This is a genomic window from Sivoneniella epilithica UHCC 1019 (assembly GCF_040830845.1).
Classification (GTDB): domain Bacteria; phylum Cyanobacteriota; class Cyanobacteriia; order Leptolyngbyales; family Leptolyngbyaceae; genus ULC077BIN1.
In genome coordinates, this window is the sequence record NZ_JBFPDP010000006.1 from 152721 (window position 1) to 170363 (window position 17643).

Annotated in this window: 16 protein-coding genes and 1 tRNA gene; 12 read left to right on the forward strand and 5 right to left on the reverse strand. The window is 47.0% G+C overall.

From position 1 onward, the window contains the following. Nucleotides 1–394: 394 nt before the first annotated feature. From AB3R30_RS06190 to gcvH, 7 genes are all read left to right on the forward strand, one after another. Nucleotides 395–2077, forward strand: coding sequence for an MBL fold metallo-hydrolase (locus tag AB3R30_RS06190; RefSeq protein WP_458648280.1), 1683 nt, complete (start codon nt 395–397; stop codon nt 2075–2077). Nucleotides 2078–2220: 143 nt separating this feature from the next. Further along, a complete protein-coding gene (def, locus tag AB3R30_RS06195) occupies nt 2221–2826 on the forward strand; it encodes a peptide deformylase (RefSeq protein ID WP_458648281.1) in 606 nt (201 codons plus the stop codon). A 114-nt stretch (nt 2827–2940) separates the two neighbouring features. Continuing rightward, entirely contained in the window at nt 2941–3138 is a 198-nt protein-coding gene (locus AB3R30_RS06200; RefSeq protein ID WP_458648282.1) for a hypothetical protein, read from the forward strand. A 35-nt stretch (nt 3139–3173) separates the two neighbouring features. Beyond that, nucleotides 3174–4601, forward strand: a complete 1428-nt coding sequence (locus tag AB3R30_RS06205; protein WP_458648283.1) for a PrsW family glutamic-type intramembrane protease — start codon at nt 3174–3176, stop codon at nt 4599–4601. 138 nt (nt 4602–4739) lie between these two features. Further along, nucleotides 4740–4892: a hypothetical protein gene (locus AB3R30_RS06210; RefSeq protein ID WP_458648284.1), complete on the forward strand. Its 153-nt coding sequence runs from the start codon at nt 4740–4742 to the stop codon at nt 4890–4892. Nucleotides 4893–4948: 56 nt separating this feature from the next. After that, nucleotides 4949–6085, forward strand: a complete 1137-nt coding sequence (gene gcvT / locus AB3R30_RS06215) for a glycine cleavage system aminomethyltransferase GcvT (protein ID WP_458648285.1) — start codon at nt 4949–4951, stop codon at nt 6083–6085. A gap of 125 nt (nt 6086–6210) precedes the next feature. Beyond that, a complete protein-coding gene (gene gcvH, locus AB3R30_RS06220; protein ID WP_458648286.1) occupies nt 6211–6597 on the forward strand; it encodes a glycine cleavage system protein GcvH in 387 nt (128 codons plus the stop codon). 83 nt (nt 6598–6680) lie between these two features. Here the strand turns inward: gcvH and AB3R30_RS06225 are convergent, their stop codons facing one another. The 5 genes from AB3R30_RS06225 to AB3R30_RS06245 all read right to left on the reverse strand — a co-directional run bounded on the left by AB3R30_RS06225 (nt 6681) and on the right by AB3R30_RS06245 (nt 13725). Beyond that, complete coding sequence (locus AB3R30_RS06225; protein WP_458648287.1) at nt 6681–7505, reverse strand: squalene/phytoene synthase family protein; 825 nt, start codon at nt 7503–7505, stop codon at nt 6681–6683. A 722-nt stretch (nt 7506–8227) separates the two neighbouring features. Continuing rightward, a complete protein-coding gene (hpnH, locus tag AB3R30_RS06230; RefSeq protein WP_458648288.1) occupies nt 8228–9250 on the reverse strand; it encodes an adenosyl-hopene transferase HpnH in 1023 nt (340 codons plus the stop codon). A gap of 100 nt (nt 9251–9350) precedes the next feature. Continuing rightward, complete coding sequence (gene hpnA, locus AB3R30_RS06235) at nt 9351–10331, reverse strand: hopanoid-associated sugar epimerase (protein WP_458648289.1); 981 nt, start codon at nt 10329–10331, stop codon at nt 9351–9353. 48 nt (nt 10332–10379) lie between these two features. After that, complete coding sequence (locus AB3R30_RS06240) at nt 10380–13139, reverse strand: efflux RND transporter permease subunit (RefSeq protein ID WP_458648290.1); 2760 nt, start codon at nt 13137–13139, stop codon at nt 10380–10382. 385 nt (nt 13140–13524) lie between these two features. Next, entirely contained in the window at nt 13525–13725 is a 201-nt protein-coding gene (locus AB3R30_RS06245) for a hypothetical protein (RefSeq protein ID WP_458648291.1), read from the reverse strand. Between the two features lie 119 nt (nt 13726–13844). Between AB3R30_RS06245 and AB3R30_RS06250 the strand changes: the two genes are divergently transcribed. The 5 genes from AB3R30_RS06250 to AB3R30_RS06270 all read left to right on the forward strand — a co-directional run bounded on the left by AB3R30_RS06250 (nt 13845) and on the right by AB3R30_RS06270 (nt 17596). Then, complete coding sequence (locus AB3R30_RS06250; RefSeq protein WP_458648292.1) at nt 13845–13970, forward strand: hypothetical protein; 126 nt, start codon at nt 13845–13847, stop codon at nt 13968–13970. After that, nucleotides 13948–14021, forward strand: a tRNA-Val gene (locus AB3R30_RS06255). Before AB3R30_RS06250 ends, AB3R30_RS06255 begins: the two co-directional genes overlap by 23 nt. Before the next feature lie 159 nt (nt 14022–14180). Continuing rightward, a complete protein-coding gene (locus AB3R30_RS06260; protein WP_458648293.1) occupies nt 14181–15446 on the forward strand; it encodes a tyrosine-type recombinase/integrase in 1266 nt (421 codons plus the stop codon). A 271-nt stretch (nt 15447–15717) separates the two neighbouring features. Then, on the forward strand, nt 15718–15999 hold the full coding sequence (locus AB3R30_RS06265; RefSeq protein ID WP_458648294.1) for a helix-turn-helix domain-containing protein: 282 nt from the start codon (nt 15718–15720) through the stop codon (nt 15997–15999). A gap of 13 nt (nt 16000–16012) precedes the next feature. Then, complete coding sequence (locus AB3R30_RS06270) at nt 16013–17596, forward strand: bifunctional DNA primase/polymerase (RefSeq protein ID WP_458648295.1); 1584 nt, start codon at nt 16013–16015, stop codon at nt 17594–17596. The last annotated feature ends 47 nt before the right edge of the window (nt 17597–17643 follow it).

Consider the following 17643-nt stretch of genomic DNA (forward strand, 5'->3'; position numbering starts at 1 on the left):
CCAGTGTACTTAAGACATAGTTGTCTAATGTCTGCAAAAATAAAGTTGTCTGCAAAAACAAAGTGTCTGCAAAAATAAAGCTACTCAGTAGGTAGATGAATATTGGTAAGTCGTTATATAAACTAATAAGTTGATCGCTAGCCCCATAAATTAGGAAGGGTTGAACCCATGGATATCAAACTGGTTTTGGTCGTTTTAACTGTTTTTTTTACAATTGCTTGTTTATTCTTTGGCACAAAAAATGGCTTCTATGATTCAGATAACTATCATGGCAATGGCTCAGCCCACTAGATAATGAGTTGCTTTTTGGGATGGTGAGTAGCGCAGTTAGGTAAAAGCAGCGATTCCCGGAGGGATCGTTTCACGAATCGCCCCATGGAGATGCAAAACAAACGTGGTTGAGTTGGAATGTTTAACCTATGGCGTGGGTCATTCAGGCGAGGGAGTCTGCCTACTGTTGCGAATTGGCACCTACCGGATTTTGCTAGATTGTGGTTTATCCGATCTCTCTCCTTTACTCAACCCAACAGGCGAACCTCCGGCTGACTTGGTGCTATGTAGCCATGCCCACGCAGATCATGCACGGGGATTGCTAGAACTGCATCAATCGTTCCCCAAGCTGCCCATTTATGCCAGCGAAGTAACCACTCAGCTATTGGCGCTCAATTGGCTTGACCCCTCTGGAAATGAACCGCCGCAATTTTGTCATGCGTTGCCTTGGCGCACACCCATTGAATTTTTAGATGGACTGAGTGCTGAAATCTATCCATCGGGACACTTGCCAGGAGCCGCAGCAATTCTGCTTTCTTATACCGCTCCCCCTGAAAAAAATGTCCCTTCTCGTTCCTATACGGTGCTTTATACGGGAGATTTCTTTTTATCGAACACCCGTTTGGTGGAAGGGTTGCCGCTAGAAGAGTTACGTGGGCTTCAGCCCAATGTGCTGATTGTGGAAGGCAGCTATGGGACGGCACGTCATCCCCATCGTCGCCACCAAGAAAACCACTTGGCTGAGCGAATTGATCAGGCGATCGCCCGCCAACAGTCTATTGTGTTACCTGCTTCCTTGGGCTTGGGGCAAGAGTTGTTGTTGCTGTTGCGAAGCCATCATTATTTCACGGGACGAGACATTGACATTTGGGTTGATGGAGCAGTAGCGGATGGCTGTGATGCCTACCTAGAAATTTTGCCTCATCTGCCCACGTCCGTTCAAAATTTTGCCCGTCACCAACCCCTCTTTTGGGATGAACGGGTGCGTCCACGGGTGCGCCGTCTCACTCCAGAAAGTTGTGCCCAGTTAGGACAAACTCCCTGTATTATAGTGACCGATGAAACGGCAGATCTGCGTCAGTATTATCGTGAGAATCCAAACGCATGGCTGTTGTTGTTGCCCTTAGAAGCAGATCGGCGGTATGAGATTGAGCGCGACGCAGGGGCGTTGCCAATGCCGTCTTCTACTGTGGCAACCGATTTGGCAACTGAAACTTACTTGCTGGCACACCATTGTGATGGCACTGGAACCACCCAACTGATTCACAACCTCCGTCCTCAGCATGTGATGTTTGTTCATGGTTCAGCGGCATATTTATCAGATTTAACGGGCTTAGATGAATTACATAATCGGTATCATCTTCATTCGCCGGCTAGCGGCACGAGGGTAGAACTGCCGATTGGGGATACTTTTTTGCAACCTGCTCCTCCTGATACGAGCTATGAAGGAGAACTGACTGAACTAGATGCCCTGGTGACAATTACTCTACCGAATGCGATCGCGGCTGATCCACGCTGGCGGGGTTTAGCAGATACCGGTTTGATCGAAGCTCGCTGGCAAGGTGATGAACTGGTGCTGCGTGGCTTGCCCCAACGGGAACTACTGCGCCCTCAAGAGAGCGATCGCCTATTGGATTGGGTGGATGCCAACTCTCCCTTGCGAAACTGCTGTGGCAACTGTCGCCACTATCGAGGGCAGCACTGCTGGAACGATGCCTCCCCTTTGTTTGAGTTCAAAGTTACGCCGGAGGGATTTTGTCCTGTATTTGAATCAGTGCAAATCGGGGAAAGGAATGTGGAGCCGTAACTAGGGAGCCATAACATTGATATGTGGAAGGTACGGAGTGCGGAATGGGGGGGGGCGGAATGTAGAGCAATAGACTTGTGAATAATAGACTTGTGAATAACTGCTAAATAGACTGAAAATTCGATAAGATACAATAATGCGGAATGAGTCCGACCTTTTATATTAAAGCTGTGAGTGCCACATCCATGACTGCTGAGGTTTTGGTAGAAAAAAAGAAATTAGCAAAGCCACCGCTGGAAATCCATCAGTTGGGCGATCGCGTGTTGCGATCGCCTGCCAAACGAATCGCCAAGGTGGATGCAGAGATTAAGCAACTGATTCGAGAAATGTTGCAGACTATGTATAGCGCTGATGGTATTGGGTTAGCTGCACCGCAAGTTGGGGTCAATAAGCAACTCATTGTTGTAGATTGCGACCCGGATGACGCTACAAAACCGCCGCTGATTTTGATGAACCCGACGCTGACCAATGCTAGTCAAGAGATTGTCGTAAACCAGGAAGGGTGCCTCAGCATCCCCAATGTCTATCTAGATGTTAAACGCCCAACGGCAATTGAAGTGTCCTATAAAGACGAAAACGGTCGTCCTCAGCGGCTCACTGCAACCGGACTGCTTGCCTGCTGCATTCAACATGAAATCGATCACCTAAACGGCGTTTTATTTGTTGATCGCGTAGAGAATGCCTTGGAGTTGAATCAAGAATTGATTAAATATGGCTTTTCGGTAAAAGCAGTGAAACCGATCAGCTAAGAGGTAATTTTCGGCAAGCGGTTCGTTTCTGTATGTTTTTTAACCATCTGTTTAAAATTTTCATGTGGATGGTCTAATTTTTAGCCAATTGAGATGTTTCGGGATTAGTCTATAGTGACTCCAAAAAGCGGCATACTTCTAGCAGGTTCTTGCATTACGGCGATCGCGGCAGTTGGCTCAGTATTTGAGTTATCCTCCGGTGAACCGGAACTCGGTAGTTTAGTCACTGGAATTATTTTAGCGCTGAGTATTCCTTTAACAATTGGCTGTTTTTTGGCAGCCGTTCGAGATACTAGAGCGAATCAAAAGTAACCTCGCAAACTCTGCTGAATGCCTAACCCTACTGAATGCCTACTTTTTGGACAGACCCCTTACCTCGGCACACTTTTCCCAAAATGTCGGGCATTCAATCCATTGCATTTCTTCGATTAAGTGGCAGGAAGCATCTAGGGCACAGACAACCCTACTATCTACTGTCTCCCACTGAACCTATTACTGTAGGACGCGATTTGCGCTGCGATGTTTCGCTGGATGCCTCTTTATATCGTTCAGTATCCCGACACCATGCAAAAATTGATCCCATTCTGGGGGTTGAGGCACCGAACGGGAAGCGATTTTGGCAAGTGTGTGACCTGAATAGCCGCAATGGTACGTTCGTCAATGGCGCTCGTGTGCAAGGATGCCAAGTTTTGCAGGTCGGCGATCGCATTATGCTAGGGCATAACGGTCCAGAATTTATTTTTGAATGTCAACTCCAACCAGCAGAGCAACGGCTAGACAATTCTGGAGTGCCGCTAGGGACATTTTCCCTGGATCTCGATCCGACGCTGCCGCCGCCCAAAAACCGCGTCAATCTAGAAGAAGATGTCAGTTTGACTCAGTTATTTCCGATCCTGTCTACTGGGCGCGAACTGACTCACAAAGCTTATTTGGTGCCCGCAATTGTCACCATTACTTTTGTGGTGCTGTTGTTTTTGGCGATCGGCAATCCGGTACTGTTTAACCTGTTGCTGGCGGCATATTTGGCGATCGCGGCACTATATTTCATTTATCAGCTTTGCGGCAAGCAAAAACCCTGGTGGCTGCTTTTGGCTGTGGCAACTCTGACCGCGCTGATTTTGATCAGCCCCATCCTCGATCTGTTCACGTTGATCTTTCACGACCTCTTGCCCGGTGATTTATCCAACACCAATGCCGCGACTAGTTTTGGGGTGCTGCTGATCAAGATGTTTTTTGGCGCAGGGTTGATGGAGGAGTTGCTCAAAGCGGTGCCTGTTTTCATCGCCTTGGGGTTAGGGTTACGGCTGCGATCGCCCTTCCGCACTCGTGTTGGCGTATGGGAACCCCTAGATGGAATTTTGCTAGGCGCAGCTTCCGCCGTGGGTTTTAGCCTCATGGAAACCTTGGGAGTGTATGTTCCCGCAACCTATAAATCATCCCTTTTAGGCGGACAAGAAGCCGCTCAACTTGCGGGATTACAGTTGCTCATACCCAGAGTATTAGGCTTGGTCGCCGGACATATGGCTTACAGTGGCTACTTTGGCTATTTCATTGGGCTAAGTGTCCTCCGATCTCGCCAACGCTGGCTCATTTTAGGCATTGGACTCTGCACTGCGGCTAGCTTACACACGCTCTGGAATGTGGCAGGGATGCTAAGTCCAGTATTCCTGGCATTTGTCGGCGTGTTGTCTTATGCCTTTTTAGGTGCCGCAATTCTCAAAGCCCGTGCCCTTTCTCCCACGCGATCGCAAAACTTCGCTACTCGCTTTCTGTAATAATCCTGCCTTTTTGAAATTTGTTAAACGCCCGTTGATGGATTACTCCATTTGGGGTATGTAAAGTTTTGTATAATTGTAGATGATTGGACAACACAGATTGAGTTATTTATCCAGGTATAAACTTCAGAGGTTCTAGTGAAACAGGTTTCAACGTTGACTCGACGTTCTTCTGGATCGAATCCGGAGACGCAAAAAACTGACTTTCCAGAGGCATCGATCGCGGGTACTTTCATCGCCACAGCGGTGACTATGTTTGGCTTTTTACTGCTAGTAATCGTATTCTTGTAAGGATTTGCCAGAACCAGCCCGGTAATATAAAGGGTATTCCTTTTGACACTTGTTTTGTGACTGACCCACACCACACCACAGCCCTTGCTCGCACGCCGCTTTACTCCTTGGCGAAACAGCTAAACGCTCGGATGACAGAGTTTTCTGGCTGGGAGATGCCGGTTCAATACTCTGGTATTTCCCATGAGCATCACGCCGTGCGATCAACCGCCGGGATGTTTGATATTTCCCATATGGGCAAGTTTCGGCTGACGGGCAAAACTGTTTTGCAACAACTTCAAACGCTTGTACCGTCTGACCTAAGCCGGCTAAAACCTGGAGAAGCTCAGTATACGGTGTTACTAAATGACCATGCTGGAATTATTGATGATCTAATTTTTTACTACCAGGGCACAGAGAGCGACGGGATAGAGCATTGGGTGGCGATCGTTAATGCTGCTACCACTGATAAAGATAAAGCGTGGATGCTGAGCCATTTAGATTTAACTGAGATGACGTTTCAGGATTGTTCCCTAGATCAGGCTCTGATTGCTGTGCAGGGACCAGACGCGATCGCCAAACTGCAAACCCTAGTTCAAGAAGATCTGTCCCCCATCCAAGCATTTGGGCATTTAGACGGCACGATTTTAGGAAAACCTGGATTTTTGGCGCGCACGGGTTACACCGGGGAGGATGGCTTTGAGGTCATGGTGTCGCCAGAAGTGGGGATCGATCTGTGGAAAGCGCTGTTCACGTTGGGCGTGGTGCCCTGTGGCTTGGGCTGTCGAGATACCTTGCGGCTAGAGGCAGCAATGGCACTGTATGGGCAGGATATTGACGATACAACCACGCCCTTGGAAGCAGGATTGGGATGGCTGGTTCACCTGGATAGTAAAGCCAATTTTGTGGGGCGACCCACTTTGGAACATCAAAAACAACATGGGGTAGCGCGGCGTTTAGTGGGCTTGCAGATGCAAGGACGTAATATTGCGCGGCATGATTATCCGGTGATGGTCAACGGTAAGGGAATCGGAATTGTGACGAGCGGCACCCAATCGCCGACGTTGGGTCAGGCGATCGCCCTTGCCTATGTGTCCCCCGAATTTTCCAAGCCGGGTCAGCCATTGGAAGTCGAAATTCGCGGCAAACTTCATCCGGCGATCGTCGTGAAGCGTCCTTTCTATCGTCGTCCTCCAGCAGCAGCGACTTTGTAGGAAGAATACGATCTAATTTCTTGGAATTTTTTACAAAAATCGCTAGGAATCCTGTTTTTTGAGGTATGAGTTATAAGGGTTGAAATTCAACTCTTCCGTAAACTCTCCTATTAATTTGAAGACCCATGACACTGGAATATCCTAGCGATCTGAAGTATCTTGACACCCACGAATATGCACGGCTAGACGGAGAAATTGCCACCATTGGCATTACGGCGTTTGCGATTGACCAACTGGGCGATATCGTGTTTTTAGAGTTACCTGAAATGGGAGATGCGATCGAGCGAGGTGAGAAATTTGGCACGATCGAATCCGTTAAAGCCGTTGAAGATCTCAACGCTCCTGTCAGTGGAACCGTGATTGAAATCAACAGTGCTTTATTAGAGGCTCCTGAACAGATTGGGGATGATCCCTATGGCGAAGGATGGCTGCTGAAAGTGCGGATTGATGATATCGACCTAGAAGATACCTTGTCAGCCGATGAATATCGAGAGCAGGTTGAGGGAGAATAACCATCTTGGATTCTCTTTGTTCAGTCCTAATCTATTCCCATGTCCGCGATCTCAGTCCTTCTAGGCAACCTAGCGAACACTGCTTAGCCAACACTACTACTGGTTAATTGGCTCACCAAATCAATCACGGTACTGCGGCTCAATTTGGCTTCTCCTTGAGCCATCGCATTGAGTGTGGCATGAGCCAAAGTCAGGGGAATTCGGCAAAAGTCCAAGGCTGGACCGAGGGGAAGTGCCTCAGTATAGGCATCTGCAAGCTCAAGGTTTTGGCGAGCATAGTGATAAACCTGTTCCGCCGTCCATCCGGTGGGAAAGAAGTCTACACCACGGGTTTTATCTTCAGTGTGGTTGCGGAGAATATTGACAGCTTGTAATCCTCTACCAAAGCCGATCGCGTGAGAACGGTTGGTTTTGGTGCCGTCATACCATGCCCATAGATCAGAGAGCAGTAACCCAACGGCTCCAGCCACGCCAAACGTATATTGGTCTAAATCGGCTCGGTCTTCAATTTTCCAGTTAATGCGCGCCCAATATGCCATGCGATCGGACATTGCCGCTGTTGCATCCCACACTCGCGGCGCGATCGATTCGGGTGCTAGGAGTGCCCATTCTCCAATCCGATAAGACACTTCCGGCAATAGGTCTTTGTATTCGCCAAGCGCAGCAGCCAGATCGCTTGCCCGCATTTCGTGAGTTCCTGCTTGTAGGCTCAAGCTAATGATTTGTAGCAGTTGTGCTTTAAGTGCATTATCTAAGGTTGGATGGTCTTCAATTTCATCGATCGCTCGCATACACAAGTAACCAGAAGCCACTGCTTCTTGAAGCCCTGATGGTAACCGACTGATGGGAATGTAAAATGTCCGGCTTGTCTCTTCTAATACTTCTAAAGCACTTTTGCATAGCTGCATGGATTCACTCCTCTAAGTCATTACACCAGGTTGGCTCTAAATATACAACAAGACGTTTCATTTAAGATGAAAATGCCTTACCCAACTGGAAAACCTGCCTCTCTAAAATAATTTAATGCTGTCTAAAAGGTGAAAACTTCTTTATTTATCAACATGCTTTGAAAATATTTTTGAGTAAGAATAAGTATTTTCTGACACGCTCCTACGATAGGAAGATCAATTGAAAAAGCTGTTTCAGCTAAACAATCTCCATCGTTAAAAAAAAGTTCTATAAAGAGGTTGAAAGCTAGATATCAATGTTTTGAAATATAACTCCGTTACAACTTAAGAGGAAATCAAAGAGTTATTTAAGAAAGATAAACTCCAATCAAATCGGCAAGTGAATAATCTGATACAAAAAAATAATTAAATTTGAATTTGACATTTAATAGAAAGAAAAACAGGATTAGGCTTGCAAATTTATGATACGAATCTAGCGCACATGAATCTAGAATCTGAGCAGTTAAGAAATTGCCTTAGAAATTAACAATTACTATTATTTCTCCACTGCTGATACTAGAGTTTCCGGAAAAAATCTGATTCTAACCAACAAATTTTAAGGTTCTGCAAAACCGCAGTATTAACAGCAGATATAACTGCTAATACGTTCATTAATAACTAATGGCTTTAAATTTTCTTGAACTGAGAACAGCGCTGTCTCTGCTCTCAGTCCAACCATCGCATTAGCGACTCATACTAAACACCGACCCCAGCGATCGCGTAATATTTTGAGGATTCATCGCGTCTACCGCTGCGGTTGGCTCATAGCCACAATGCACCATGCAGTCCGCACAACTCGGATTGCCACTCGCTCGACCATATTGGCTCCAGTCGGTGCCGTCTATGAGCGCTTGATAGGTTTGATAGTGCCCTTCATTGAGTAAGTAGCAAGGCTTTTGCCAGCCCAGTACACTAAAGCTTGGCATTCCCCAAGGAGTACATTCATAGTCTTTCTCGCCGGTCAAAAAGTCGAGAAACAAAGGATTGTGATTAAAGTTCCAGTTCTTTTTGCCTGCCGTGTAAGGAGCCAAAATATCGCGGAACAATGCTTTGGTTTGCTCCCGTTTTAAGAAATGGTCTTGATCCGGTGCCCACTCATAGCCATAGCCGGGAGAGATCATCATGCCATCTACTCCCAAGGTTGCGACAAAATCAAAGAAGTTTTGAATTTCTTTGGGATCAGACCCCTCAAATACAGTGGTGTTGGTGGTAACGCGAAACCCTTTGGCTTTGGCTGCTTTGATTGCTTGCACAGCCGTATCAAATACTCCCTTGCGATCGACGCATTTATCGTGTAGTTCACGCAGCCCATCCAGATGCACACTAAAAGAAAAATAGGGGGATGGTTCAAATTTGTGCAGGCTTTTCTCTAGCAAGAGTCCATTGGTGCAGAGATAAATGTATTTGCGGCGTGCTACTAAACCGCGCACAATTTCATCAATTTGAGGATGAAGCAAGGGTTCACCACCCGGAATTGCCACCACTGGCGCACCGCATTCTTCCACGGCTGCAAAGCAATCTTCAGGCGACAAATTTTGCTTCAAAATCTCGACCGGATGCTGGATTTTGCCGCAACCAGAACAGGCAAGATTACACCGAAAGAGCGGCTCTAGCATGAGCGTTAAGGGATATTGTTTGCGTCCTTTCAATCGCTGGGTAACGATGTATTTACCAATATCCATTGCTTGTTGAAAACTAACTGCCATAGCGCGATTCACTCCTCACTGGAAAAATAGGGAACGGGAAAACAGATTTCAGGTTTCAGGCTTCAGGGGATAGGCAATCTATCACTGAGTCAACTAGGATTTATGCGTAACCTTTGGTTACAAACCACTCTACGGCATCTTTCAAAGCGTCAACAATTGGAGTTTGGGGAAGCCCCAATTCTTGCACCGCTTTTGAAGCATCGTAGTACATGAGTTGTCCTGCCATGCGTACGCCATCGATCGGAACAGACGGAGTTTTGCCCAACTTGGCTAAGAGAGTCTCATCAATCCAGGCGACAGACAGGGGAACCCAGGCAGGAATGGAACGCGAAGGAGCGGGTAGCCCGGTGATTTGCTCTAGCTGGTCAAGTAGATACTTGAGGGTCATGTTTTGGTGCCCTAAGATATAGCGATCGCCCGTTGTTCCCTTTTGATATGCCAGTAAATGCCCCCATGCCACATCCTGCACATGGATGAAGTTGAGTCCCGTGTGTAAATAAACGGGCATTTGGCGACGCAAAAAGCGCAATACGATGTCTCCTGTGGGCGTAGGTTTAATATCCCAGGCACCAATCGGCGTACTGGGATTCACAATGACGATGGTTTGTCCAGATTGTGCCGCTTTGATGGCTTCTTGTTCTGCCCAATATTTGGATTGCTTGTAGGCTCCAATTAGCTTTTCTACCGGACTTTGATAAGCTTCGTCCGCGATCGCCCCTTGTTTCACTCCGATCGCGGCGACTGAACTAGTATAAATCGTGCGATCGACTCCAGCAGTCCGCGCCGCTGCTAAGACGTTTCGCGTTCCCAGCACGTTGTATTCATGCAAAATTTTCTGATCTTTTTGCCAGAGGGAATAGTGAGCCGCAACGTGAAATAATCCCTGGCAGCCAGCCATTGCCTGATCCAAGTTGCGATCGGTGAGGCTGCCCTGCACCAGTTCCACATTCAGTCCCTGCAAGTTATCCAACTGACTGTTGGGACGCACTAACGCTTTAACGGCATAGCCTTCTTGCAATAGCAAACGCACAAGATTAGCACCCACAAACCCTGTGCCCCCCGTGACAAATACTTTTTGCACTATAAGAGCCTCAAATTCCTTTGCACTTTTCCAACCTGAAACTCTGCGTCAATAATTTCGACTTAAGCTGCGTTTAATAGCGTTGTTGAGGTTATCTAGCAAAGCGTAGAGGACAGGAATGACGATGAGGCTGAGCAGGGTGGAAGTAATTAAGCCGCCCATGATGGCGATCGCCATGGGGGATCGCAATTCTACTCCAGCGCCCCAACCGATCGCGATCGGCAGCATTCCTAGCAAAGTCGCCACGGTGGTCATGAGAATGGGACGGAGACGGACAGGAGCCGCTCTGAGAATGGCATCATCTCGCTGAAAACCCGATCGCCGCAGTTGGTTGATGTAATCCACAATCAGGATTGCGTTTTTGCTCGTCAAACCCAGCAAAAAGATAATGCCGATGAGCGAAATCATGCCAAAGTCGCTTTGGGAAATCAGTAAGCCCACCATGGCACCCACAATTGACAGTGGCAACGATAGAAAAATGACGAGGGTGTCTGTCCAGCGGCGAAACAGCGCAAACAGCACACCCACAATGCACAGCAAGGACAGCGCTAAGGTTTTGCCAAAACTGCTCAAAATGTCATCAATTCTGGCAGAATCGCCGCCCAAGCGCAGAGAAATTCCGGGTGGAAGCACCGCTTTTGCCTCTGCCGTGGCGAGATCGCCCGCTTCACCAATCGTCAAGCCTTGCCCTAGATTAGCGCTAATGGTGGCAACCTGCTGTTGATTATCGTGCTGAATTTCGCGAATCGTGTCAGAATCAGCCTGGGTTGTGGCAGACACATCCACCAAGCCAGGAATTTTGGTCAGGCGGGTTTGAATCTCTCGTGCGGCGCGATCTAGGGCAAATAAATCATTGCCCTGAATCTGTACTTGGATCGGTTTGTCGCCGCCTGTATCCACAAATTGAATATCTTCAATGCTGGTGGTTACGCCAGCAATTTTGGGCAAATCTCGCCGAAATCGCTCTTGCACCTCAGCCGTATTCGCTGTTCGGGCTGCTTTTAACTTCACATAAATTGTGCCTTTGTTAACTTCGCCTTGCCGAGAGCCAACCACAGTGAAAGTACTTTTAACATCCGGCGATCGCTGCACAAATCCATCCAGTCTTTTGGCAACGGTGAGCGAATCTTGTAGCGGGTCAAACTCCGGCAAAGGTTGGGGCGATCGCCCTTGCGCCGCTGCCAGTTGCTCTGGTGAAACGCCGGGGGGTAGCTGACGGGGATCGATCTCACCTTGTCCGCTTGCCTGCCTCGATAGTGCTTGCTTCAGCGCTTCAGGAATTTGGGGAGTGGGGGCAATATATGAAATATTAAATTCACCGCGATCGAGTTTGGGAATAAAACCTTTGGGAATCAAGGGGATCAGCGCTAAGCCGCCTACAAAACTCGCTAAAGCGATCGCGACCACTATGGCTTTATGCGTCAGTGACCATTGCAATAGCCGTTGATATTGCTGATTTAACCGATCAAACCCGCGCTGGAAGCGATCGGCAAGACTGGGGTTATCATGATTGCGAGGTTTGGGCGGTTTTAGCCAGGATGCCGCTAGTAAGGGAGATAGAGTCCGAGCAACCAGTAGAGACATAATCATGGCTGCCGAAATGGTGATGCCAAAGGGTTTGAAGAATTGCCCCAACACACCGCCCATCGTGCCAACAGGCAGAAAAACCGCGATCGCGGTCAACGTTGCGGCGGTAACCGTTAACCCAATCTCCTCAGTTGCCAAAATTGCCGCTTGCCGAGGAGATTCCCCTTCTTCCAAATGACGGGCAATATTTTCCACATCCACGATTGCATCATCCACCACATTGCCAATCACCAACGCCAGCGCGAGTAGGGTAATCGTTTCAAAATTGAACCCATAAAATGCCATAACGATGAAAGTGCCCAGCAAAGACATGGGAATTGCCAGCGCCGAAATAACCGTAGCTTTCCAATTCCACAAAAAGGGATAAATGACGATCACCGAGAGTATGATTGCTTCAATTAAAGCTTTCACCGTTTCATGGGTAGCGGCTTCAATGTAGTCCGCTTGGGTCGCTGCCAGGGAAAATTGTACGTTGGGGAATTTAGTTTGCAGACGCTCCACTTCCTGGTTCACCTCGCGCACCACTTCCAAGGTATTGGCATCACTCTTTTTAACCACCTGAAATGCGAGGGCTTCCTGTCCGTTAAACCGAACCAAGTTGCCGCTTTTGGTCAAATCTTCTAGCGTCGGGGGGTTAGTCAAGTCCAGTTTGCTCGGCTCACCCAGCAATGTCACTTTTAATACGCCGGGTCGCTTTGCGATCGCGGGAATAATTTGATCCTGTGCCGTTTTGCTCAACGCCTTTAAATCTTGCGACGAACTGTCGATTGCATAGCTAACCACCGCCGCTTCGTTTAAATTGACCGAAATCACCTTGGTCGTTGTTTTGGTAGGCAGTGCCACAGTTCTCAATGCCACTTTCACTGTTTGGCTTGATTCCTCCAGGTTGGTGCCCACAGCAAACCGCAGCCGCACCACCGATTGTCCTGGATAGGTTGTGGACTCTACCCCATCCACGTTTTTCAAATCGCTCAGGGTGGCTTCAATCGGGTTAGTCAACTTTTGCTCAGTGTCCACAGCGGTTTTCAGTGGTGCCGAAGCATTTACCACCACTACCGGAAAAGTTACGTCTGGAAACAGCGCATACTTGAGGGAGCTAAATGCCAGCACCCCTGCGACTACTACTGCCAGCCAAAAGCTGAGGGTTAAAACCGGACGCTGGATGGCAATTTTGGAAATATTAAAGCGCGATCGCAAAGATTCGGGATCTAAATTGTCCATTGATTCGGATGATGATAAGTGGCAAGCGTATTGTCATAGTACCGAACAGATCCCAATTTCTTGGTCAACTGTCCTAGAAATCCTCCATCGGTTTTATTTAGAAGTCAACGCCATCAACCTCATATGCAACCCTCATAGGAATAGGACGCGCTTGACCCATAGAGCGGTTAGAGCAACATGAGGAAGTCGATGAATTAGGAAATCTCATTCTTGAAATGTACCCCATGCAAAAGCAGGACTAATATTAGCCCTGCTTTGTGTTCTAGACTTGTATTCTAGATACAGCAATTGTCGGACGGGTAAGCCACACAGGTAGGGGCAGTTCGCGAACTGCCCCTACAGGGGTTTGTGGTCTACTCAAGTGAAAACCGCTGTAAATGGCAGATTAATGAATTTGTCGAGAGATCAGCTTTTCAAAATGGGCTTGGGTTTGCTGGAGCAATTGCTCTCGGCTATCGGTTACTTGGGTTAGGGGTGGAACTAAGTTGCGAGCCTGTAAACTCATATGAAGCTGAAGATGAGCAACATATTCACTAATATCTTCTCGATTAGAAGAATGTAAAGCTTGATGTGAGCGCGATTCCAAGAGTATTCTCCTTTATTCCCAAACTCTGCAAGATTGTTCTATGTGAACGAACTTAACACAGAGACCCGTTTAGCAGGCATTCTCGCAACTAAGTTTAACGCTATCCGTGTAAGTTATGGATGAGAATAGACCTTCTCAACAATCGCGATCGCCGCTCTGATTACACTATTCATCCGCGATCGCCCTTTCCGCTCAACCTATGGTATTCTAGTAAACTGTCATGGACGCATAGCTCAGTTGGTTAGAGCACCACGTTGACATCGTGGGGGTCTCCCGTTCGAGTCGGGATGTGTCCATTCTCCAAAAGCCTTTTCTAAAGCGGACTACAGCCATTAGAGTAGCTGGCGGCACTTCTCGTAATGTCGATAAGCTCCCGTCAAATGGGTAGTTCTAGGTATCTTTAGGCATAATATTGGTAGAAGATTGGTAGACAAATCCCTACCTGGAGTGCCGATATGAAAGCCTCTCAAGCTCATAATCAAGAATTGGTAGAAATTGGTAGACAGAAAAAAGCGGCAAAGGGCACAGTCAAAATTGAAGTTGACAAAGGCTGGCTGAGGCTGCGCTTCACCTATCAAGGTAAGAGGTACGCGATCGCTTTAGGGCTGATTGATAGTCGGCTGAACAAAGAAATTGCGGCTGATAGAGCCAGAAAAATTGAGTTGGATATTCTGAGTGGGAATTTTGACGAAACGTTATCCAAATACAAACCTCAGCCTGTCCATTCCTCTTCAAAGTTGAACTTGGTTACAACGGGTGAGGTGATGCGGCGGTTCATTAAACACAAATCCAAAATCGTTTATGCGCGCACTCTGGAAATTCGGCGGTTCATTAAACACAAATCCAAAATCGTTTATGCGCGCACTCTGGAAAAATATAATGCGTTGCTCAACCATCTGGAAGGTTGTCAAATCAAGGATGATAAGGGAAAGCTTTCCTTTGCAGACAATCCTGCCATCCTCATCGATCAGGTTTTGGCTGAACATTTTTATGATTATCTTGAAAAGAAATTGGCAGACCGAACACTTAAGGAAGCTTTGGGTCTGTTGGCAGCTTGCTGGAAATGGGGAATGAGTAAGCGACTTTGGGAAGGTGAGTCAAATCCTTGGGAACAGCTAGTCAAGCGAGTGAAAGTGTCTCCCAAGCAAAAGCCCAGACCATTTAATCGTGAGGAAATTAGCGCGATCGCCCAAGCGTTCCGCACGGATAGTCATTACCACTACTACGCTGACTACGTTGAATTTCTGTTTGGGACAGGATGTAGAACGTCTGAGGCGATCGGACTGAGATGGAAACACATTTCAGAAGACTACTCTCAAATATGGATTGGTGAAACTCTTTCACGAGGCGTTCGCAAATCCACTAAAACGAATAAGGATAGAACCATCCGACTTAATCCTCGCCTTCAGACAATGCTTAAAGATAGAAAACTGGAGAATACTAAACCAGACGATTTAGTTTTTATCACTCGTCAAGGCAATCCAATTGATGATCATAACTTTAGAAATCGTGCCTGGAAAACCATCCTCACTAGGCTTGGGATTAGTTATAGAAAACCCTACAACACCAGACATTCAGCTATCAGTCATGCACTTGATGCGGGACTGAACCCTGTCGCCATTGCCGATGTCACAGGTCACGATGTACGAACTCTTTATCGAGACTACGCAGCAAGCGTTAAAAGTAGCACTGTTCTGCCAGATTTGCTGTTTAAGGAGTAGAAACAGTTAGGACTTATTTTAGCTTGGTGAGCACTTTCACCTCAAAAAATTGAATTGTTAAAAATAATTAAGAATATCTAAAAATAACGACTCTGATTTAGTTGATTGGGTATATGTTATATCTTAGTAGCTGCGTTGGAAACCATTAAATCAACGCAGCCAAAAACTGAAGATTTTGGGCTAAACCTGAAAAGATAAGCCGCTAGTACCGTTGGTACTGGCGGCTTTTTGCGTTTTTACGGTTTGGCTCAACCACTGTTAGGAGGTTGAATTGGATTATAAATTTATTACCAAACACCAAGCCGCAGAACTTTTAGGAGTTTCTGTCGAGACGCTCAAGAGTTGGCGGCGGAAAGGACTTTTACGGAACGGCGTTCACTATAGCGGTGATGACAAATTTGTCCGTTACAACCAACAGTTATTGCTGGATTGGTTAATTAACCGCTCTAGAGATCCGGAGGCGCACGAAAGAGCAGTAGATAACTTTTTGGCTAGTCTCGCAAGCAATCAAAAAAACTCCCGATTGACTAATAAATTAGCGCCAAAGAAATAGGAGAAATATTTAAATGGATGAGCAAAAAAGCGCGATCGCTCAATCAAGCGATCGCCCATCTAATAACTTTAAGTCTTCGTCCGATTCTAATCTAAAACTACCTTTCTTGCCCACTGACTGGAACTTTTGTCGAGTAAGGAAAGGAACTAAGAAACCTATTGATCAAGGTTGGCAAGACAACACACTGACCACTGATCAAATTCGACTCTGGGTTGAGCAGGGAGAAAATTACGGTGTTGTTTGGGGTGGAACTGCGATCGGGTTGGACGTAGATGGCAGTGCGCCTCACCAGAAGTTGCAGGAAATTGCCGCAGGACGGACAATCCCTCCTACAGTTGCTTGGACGAGTGGAGTACCGGGACGCTATCATCTGGCGTTCCACCTAACATTAGAGCAAAAAGCTCTCCTGACAGCGGCGGCTCAGAAAACCCGTTCCAAGTCACCTCAAGGACGCTGGGTTGTTTCATGCGTTGCAGAAGATAACAAAGCGTCGCAACTGGAATTTCGCTGGAGCAATCATCAATCAGTTTTGCCTCCATCTCTGCATCCTTCAGGGAGACGTTATGACTGGTTGTCAAAGCAGTCCCCGGCAGAACAAGACCCTGCTGATTTGCCCGATTGGTTATTCTCTTACCTAATAGGAGTGGTTCAAGGGGAAACAGAAGAGCGTTCTGATCTTTCATCTTTATTATCGTCTGAAGTATCAACTGCAAAAATCCCACTCGAACGACTACTCCGAAAAAAGGAGCGCTCTTGGATCAAGGACGGATTACCAGACGGTATACGCAATGATTCGGGCGCTGCGTTAGCACGAAATTTGATCGGTACGGCTAACTACCTAAACAGCGAAGGCATAGCGTTTGAGGACAATCCTAAAAAACTGTTTGAGATGTTTTGCGATCGCTGCCAACCGCCAATCAACCCTGAAGAACGAAGCAGCATCTGGAATTCCGCTGAACGGAGCGATCCCCAACCTGCCCTAACTCCAGACGCGATCGCCAACTGTATTACCGCTTGGGAGCGGAAAGGAGAAGAATTTGATTTTGATGTGGAAAAACCTGGAAAAACTACCACTAAAGAAGATAAAAAAACCTCGATAGTGGAGTTACTACTGGCGATTACTGGAGATTTAACTCTCTTTCACACTCCCGATCGCATTGCTTACGCCGATGTTTGGCTAAACCAATGCAGGCAAACGATTTTAGTACGTTCTAGACAATTTAAACAATTCCTCGCCTATCAACTGTATGCGTTGCATGAGCGGGCTGCCGCATCTGAACCAATCAACACTGTGCTGAACCTTCTACAAGCAAAAGCCAACTTTGAAGGAGAAGAACGCCAAGTCTATATTCGGTTGGCAGAGTTTGAGAGCAAAATCTATCTGGATTTGGGAACCGACGCTTGGACTGCTGTTGAAATCGATTCGCAGGGATGGCAAGTTGTGTCAGATTACCCAGTACGATTTCGACGACCCAATACTTTACTTGGTCTAACTGAACCTGTTGCAAACAATTCACTAAAGGACTTGTGGCAGCTTCTTAATGTGATTGAAGAGGATCAGGTTCTCGTAGATGCTGTCTTGAAAGTCAAGGGGTAGTGGTGAGGAAGTTGGGGTCAAATGGACGATTCGACTTCAGTATTCCA

Coding starts and splice junctions, on each gene's coding strand:
- def (WP_458648281.1), top strand. CDS start 2,221: ATGAGTCCGACCTTTTATATTAAAGCTGTGAGTGCCACATCCATGACT.
- AB3R30_RS06205 (WP_458648283.1), top strand. CDS start 3,174: ATGCCTACTTTTTGGACAGACCCCTTACCTCGGCACACTTTTCCCAAA.
- gcvH (WP_458648286.1), top strand. CDS start 6,211: ATGACACTGGAATATCCTAGCGATCTGAAGTATCTTGACACCCACGAA.
- AB3R30_RS06225 (WP_458648287.1), bottom strand. CDS start 7,505: ATGCAGCTATGCAAAAGTGCTTTAGAAGTATTAGAAGAGACAAGCCGG.
- hpnH (WP_458648288.1), bottom strand. CDS start 9,250: ATGGCAGTTAGTTTTCAACAAGCAATGGATATTGGTAAATACATCGTT.
- AB3R30_RS06240 (WP_458648290.1), bottom strand. CDS start 13,139: ATGGACAATTTAGATCCCGAATCTTTGCGATCGCGCTTTAATATTTCC.
- AB3R30_RS06250 (WP_458648292.1), top strand. CDS start 13,845: ATGAGAATAGACCTTCTCAACAATCGCGATCGCCGCTCTGATTACACT.
- AB3R30_RS06260 (WP_458648293.1), top strand. CDS start 14,181: ATGAAAGCCTCTCAAGCTCATAATCAAGAATTGGTAGAAATTGGTAGA.
- AB3R30_RS06270 (WP_458648295.1), top strand. CDS start 16,013: ATGGATGAGCAAAAAAGCGCGATCGCTCAATCAAGCGATCGCCCATCT.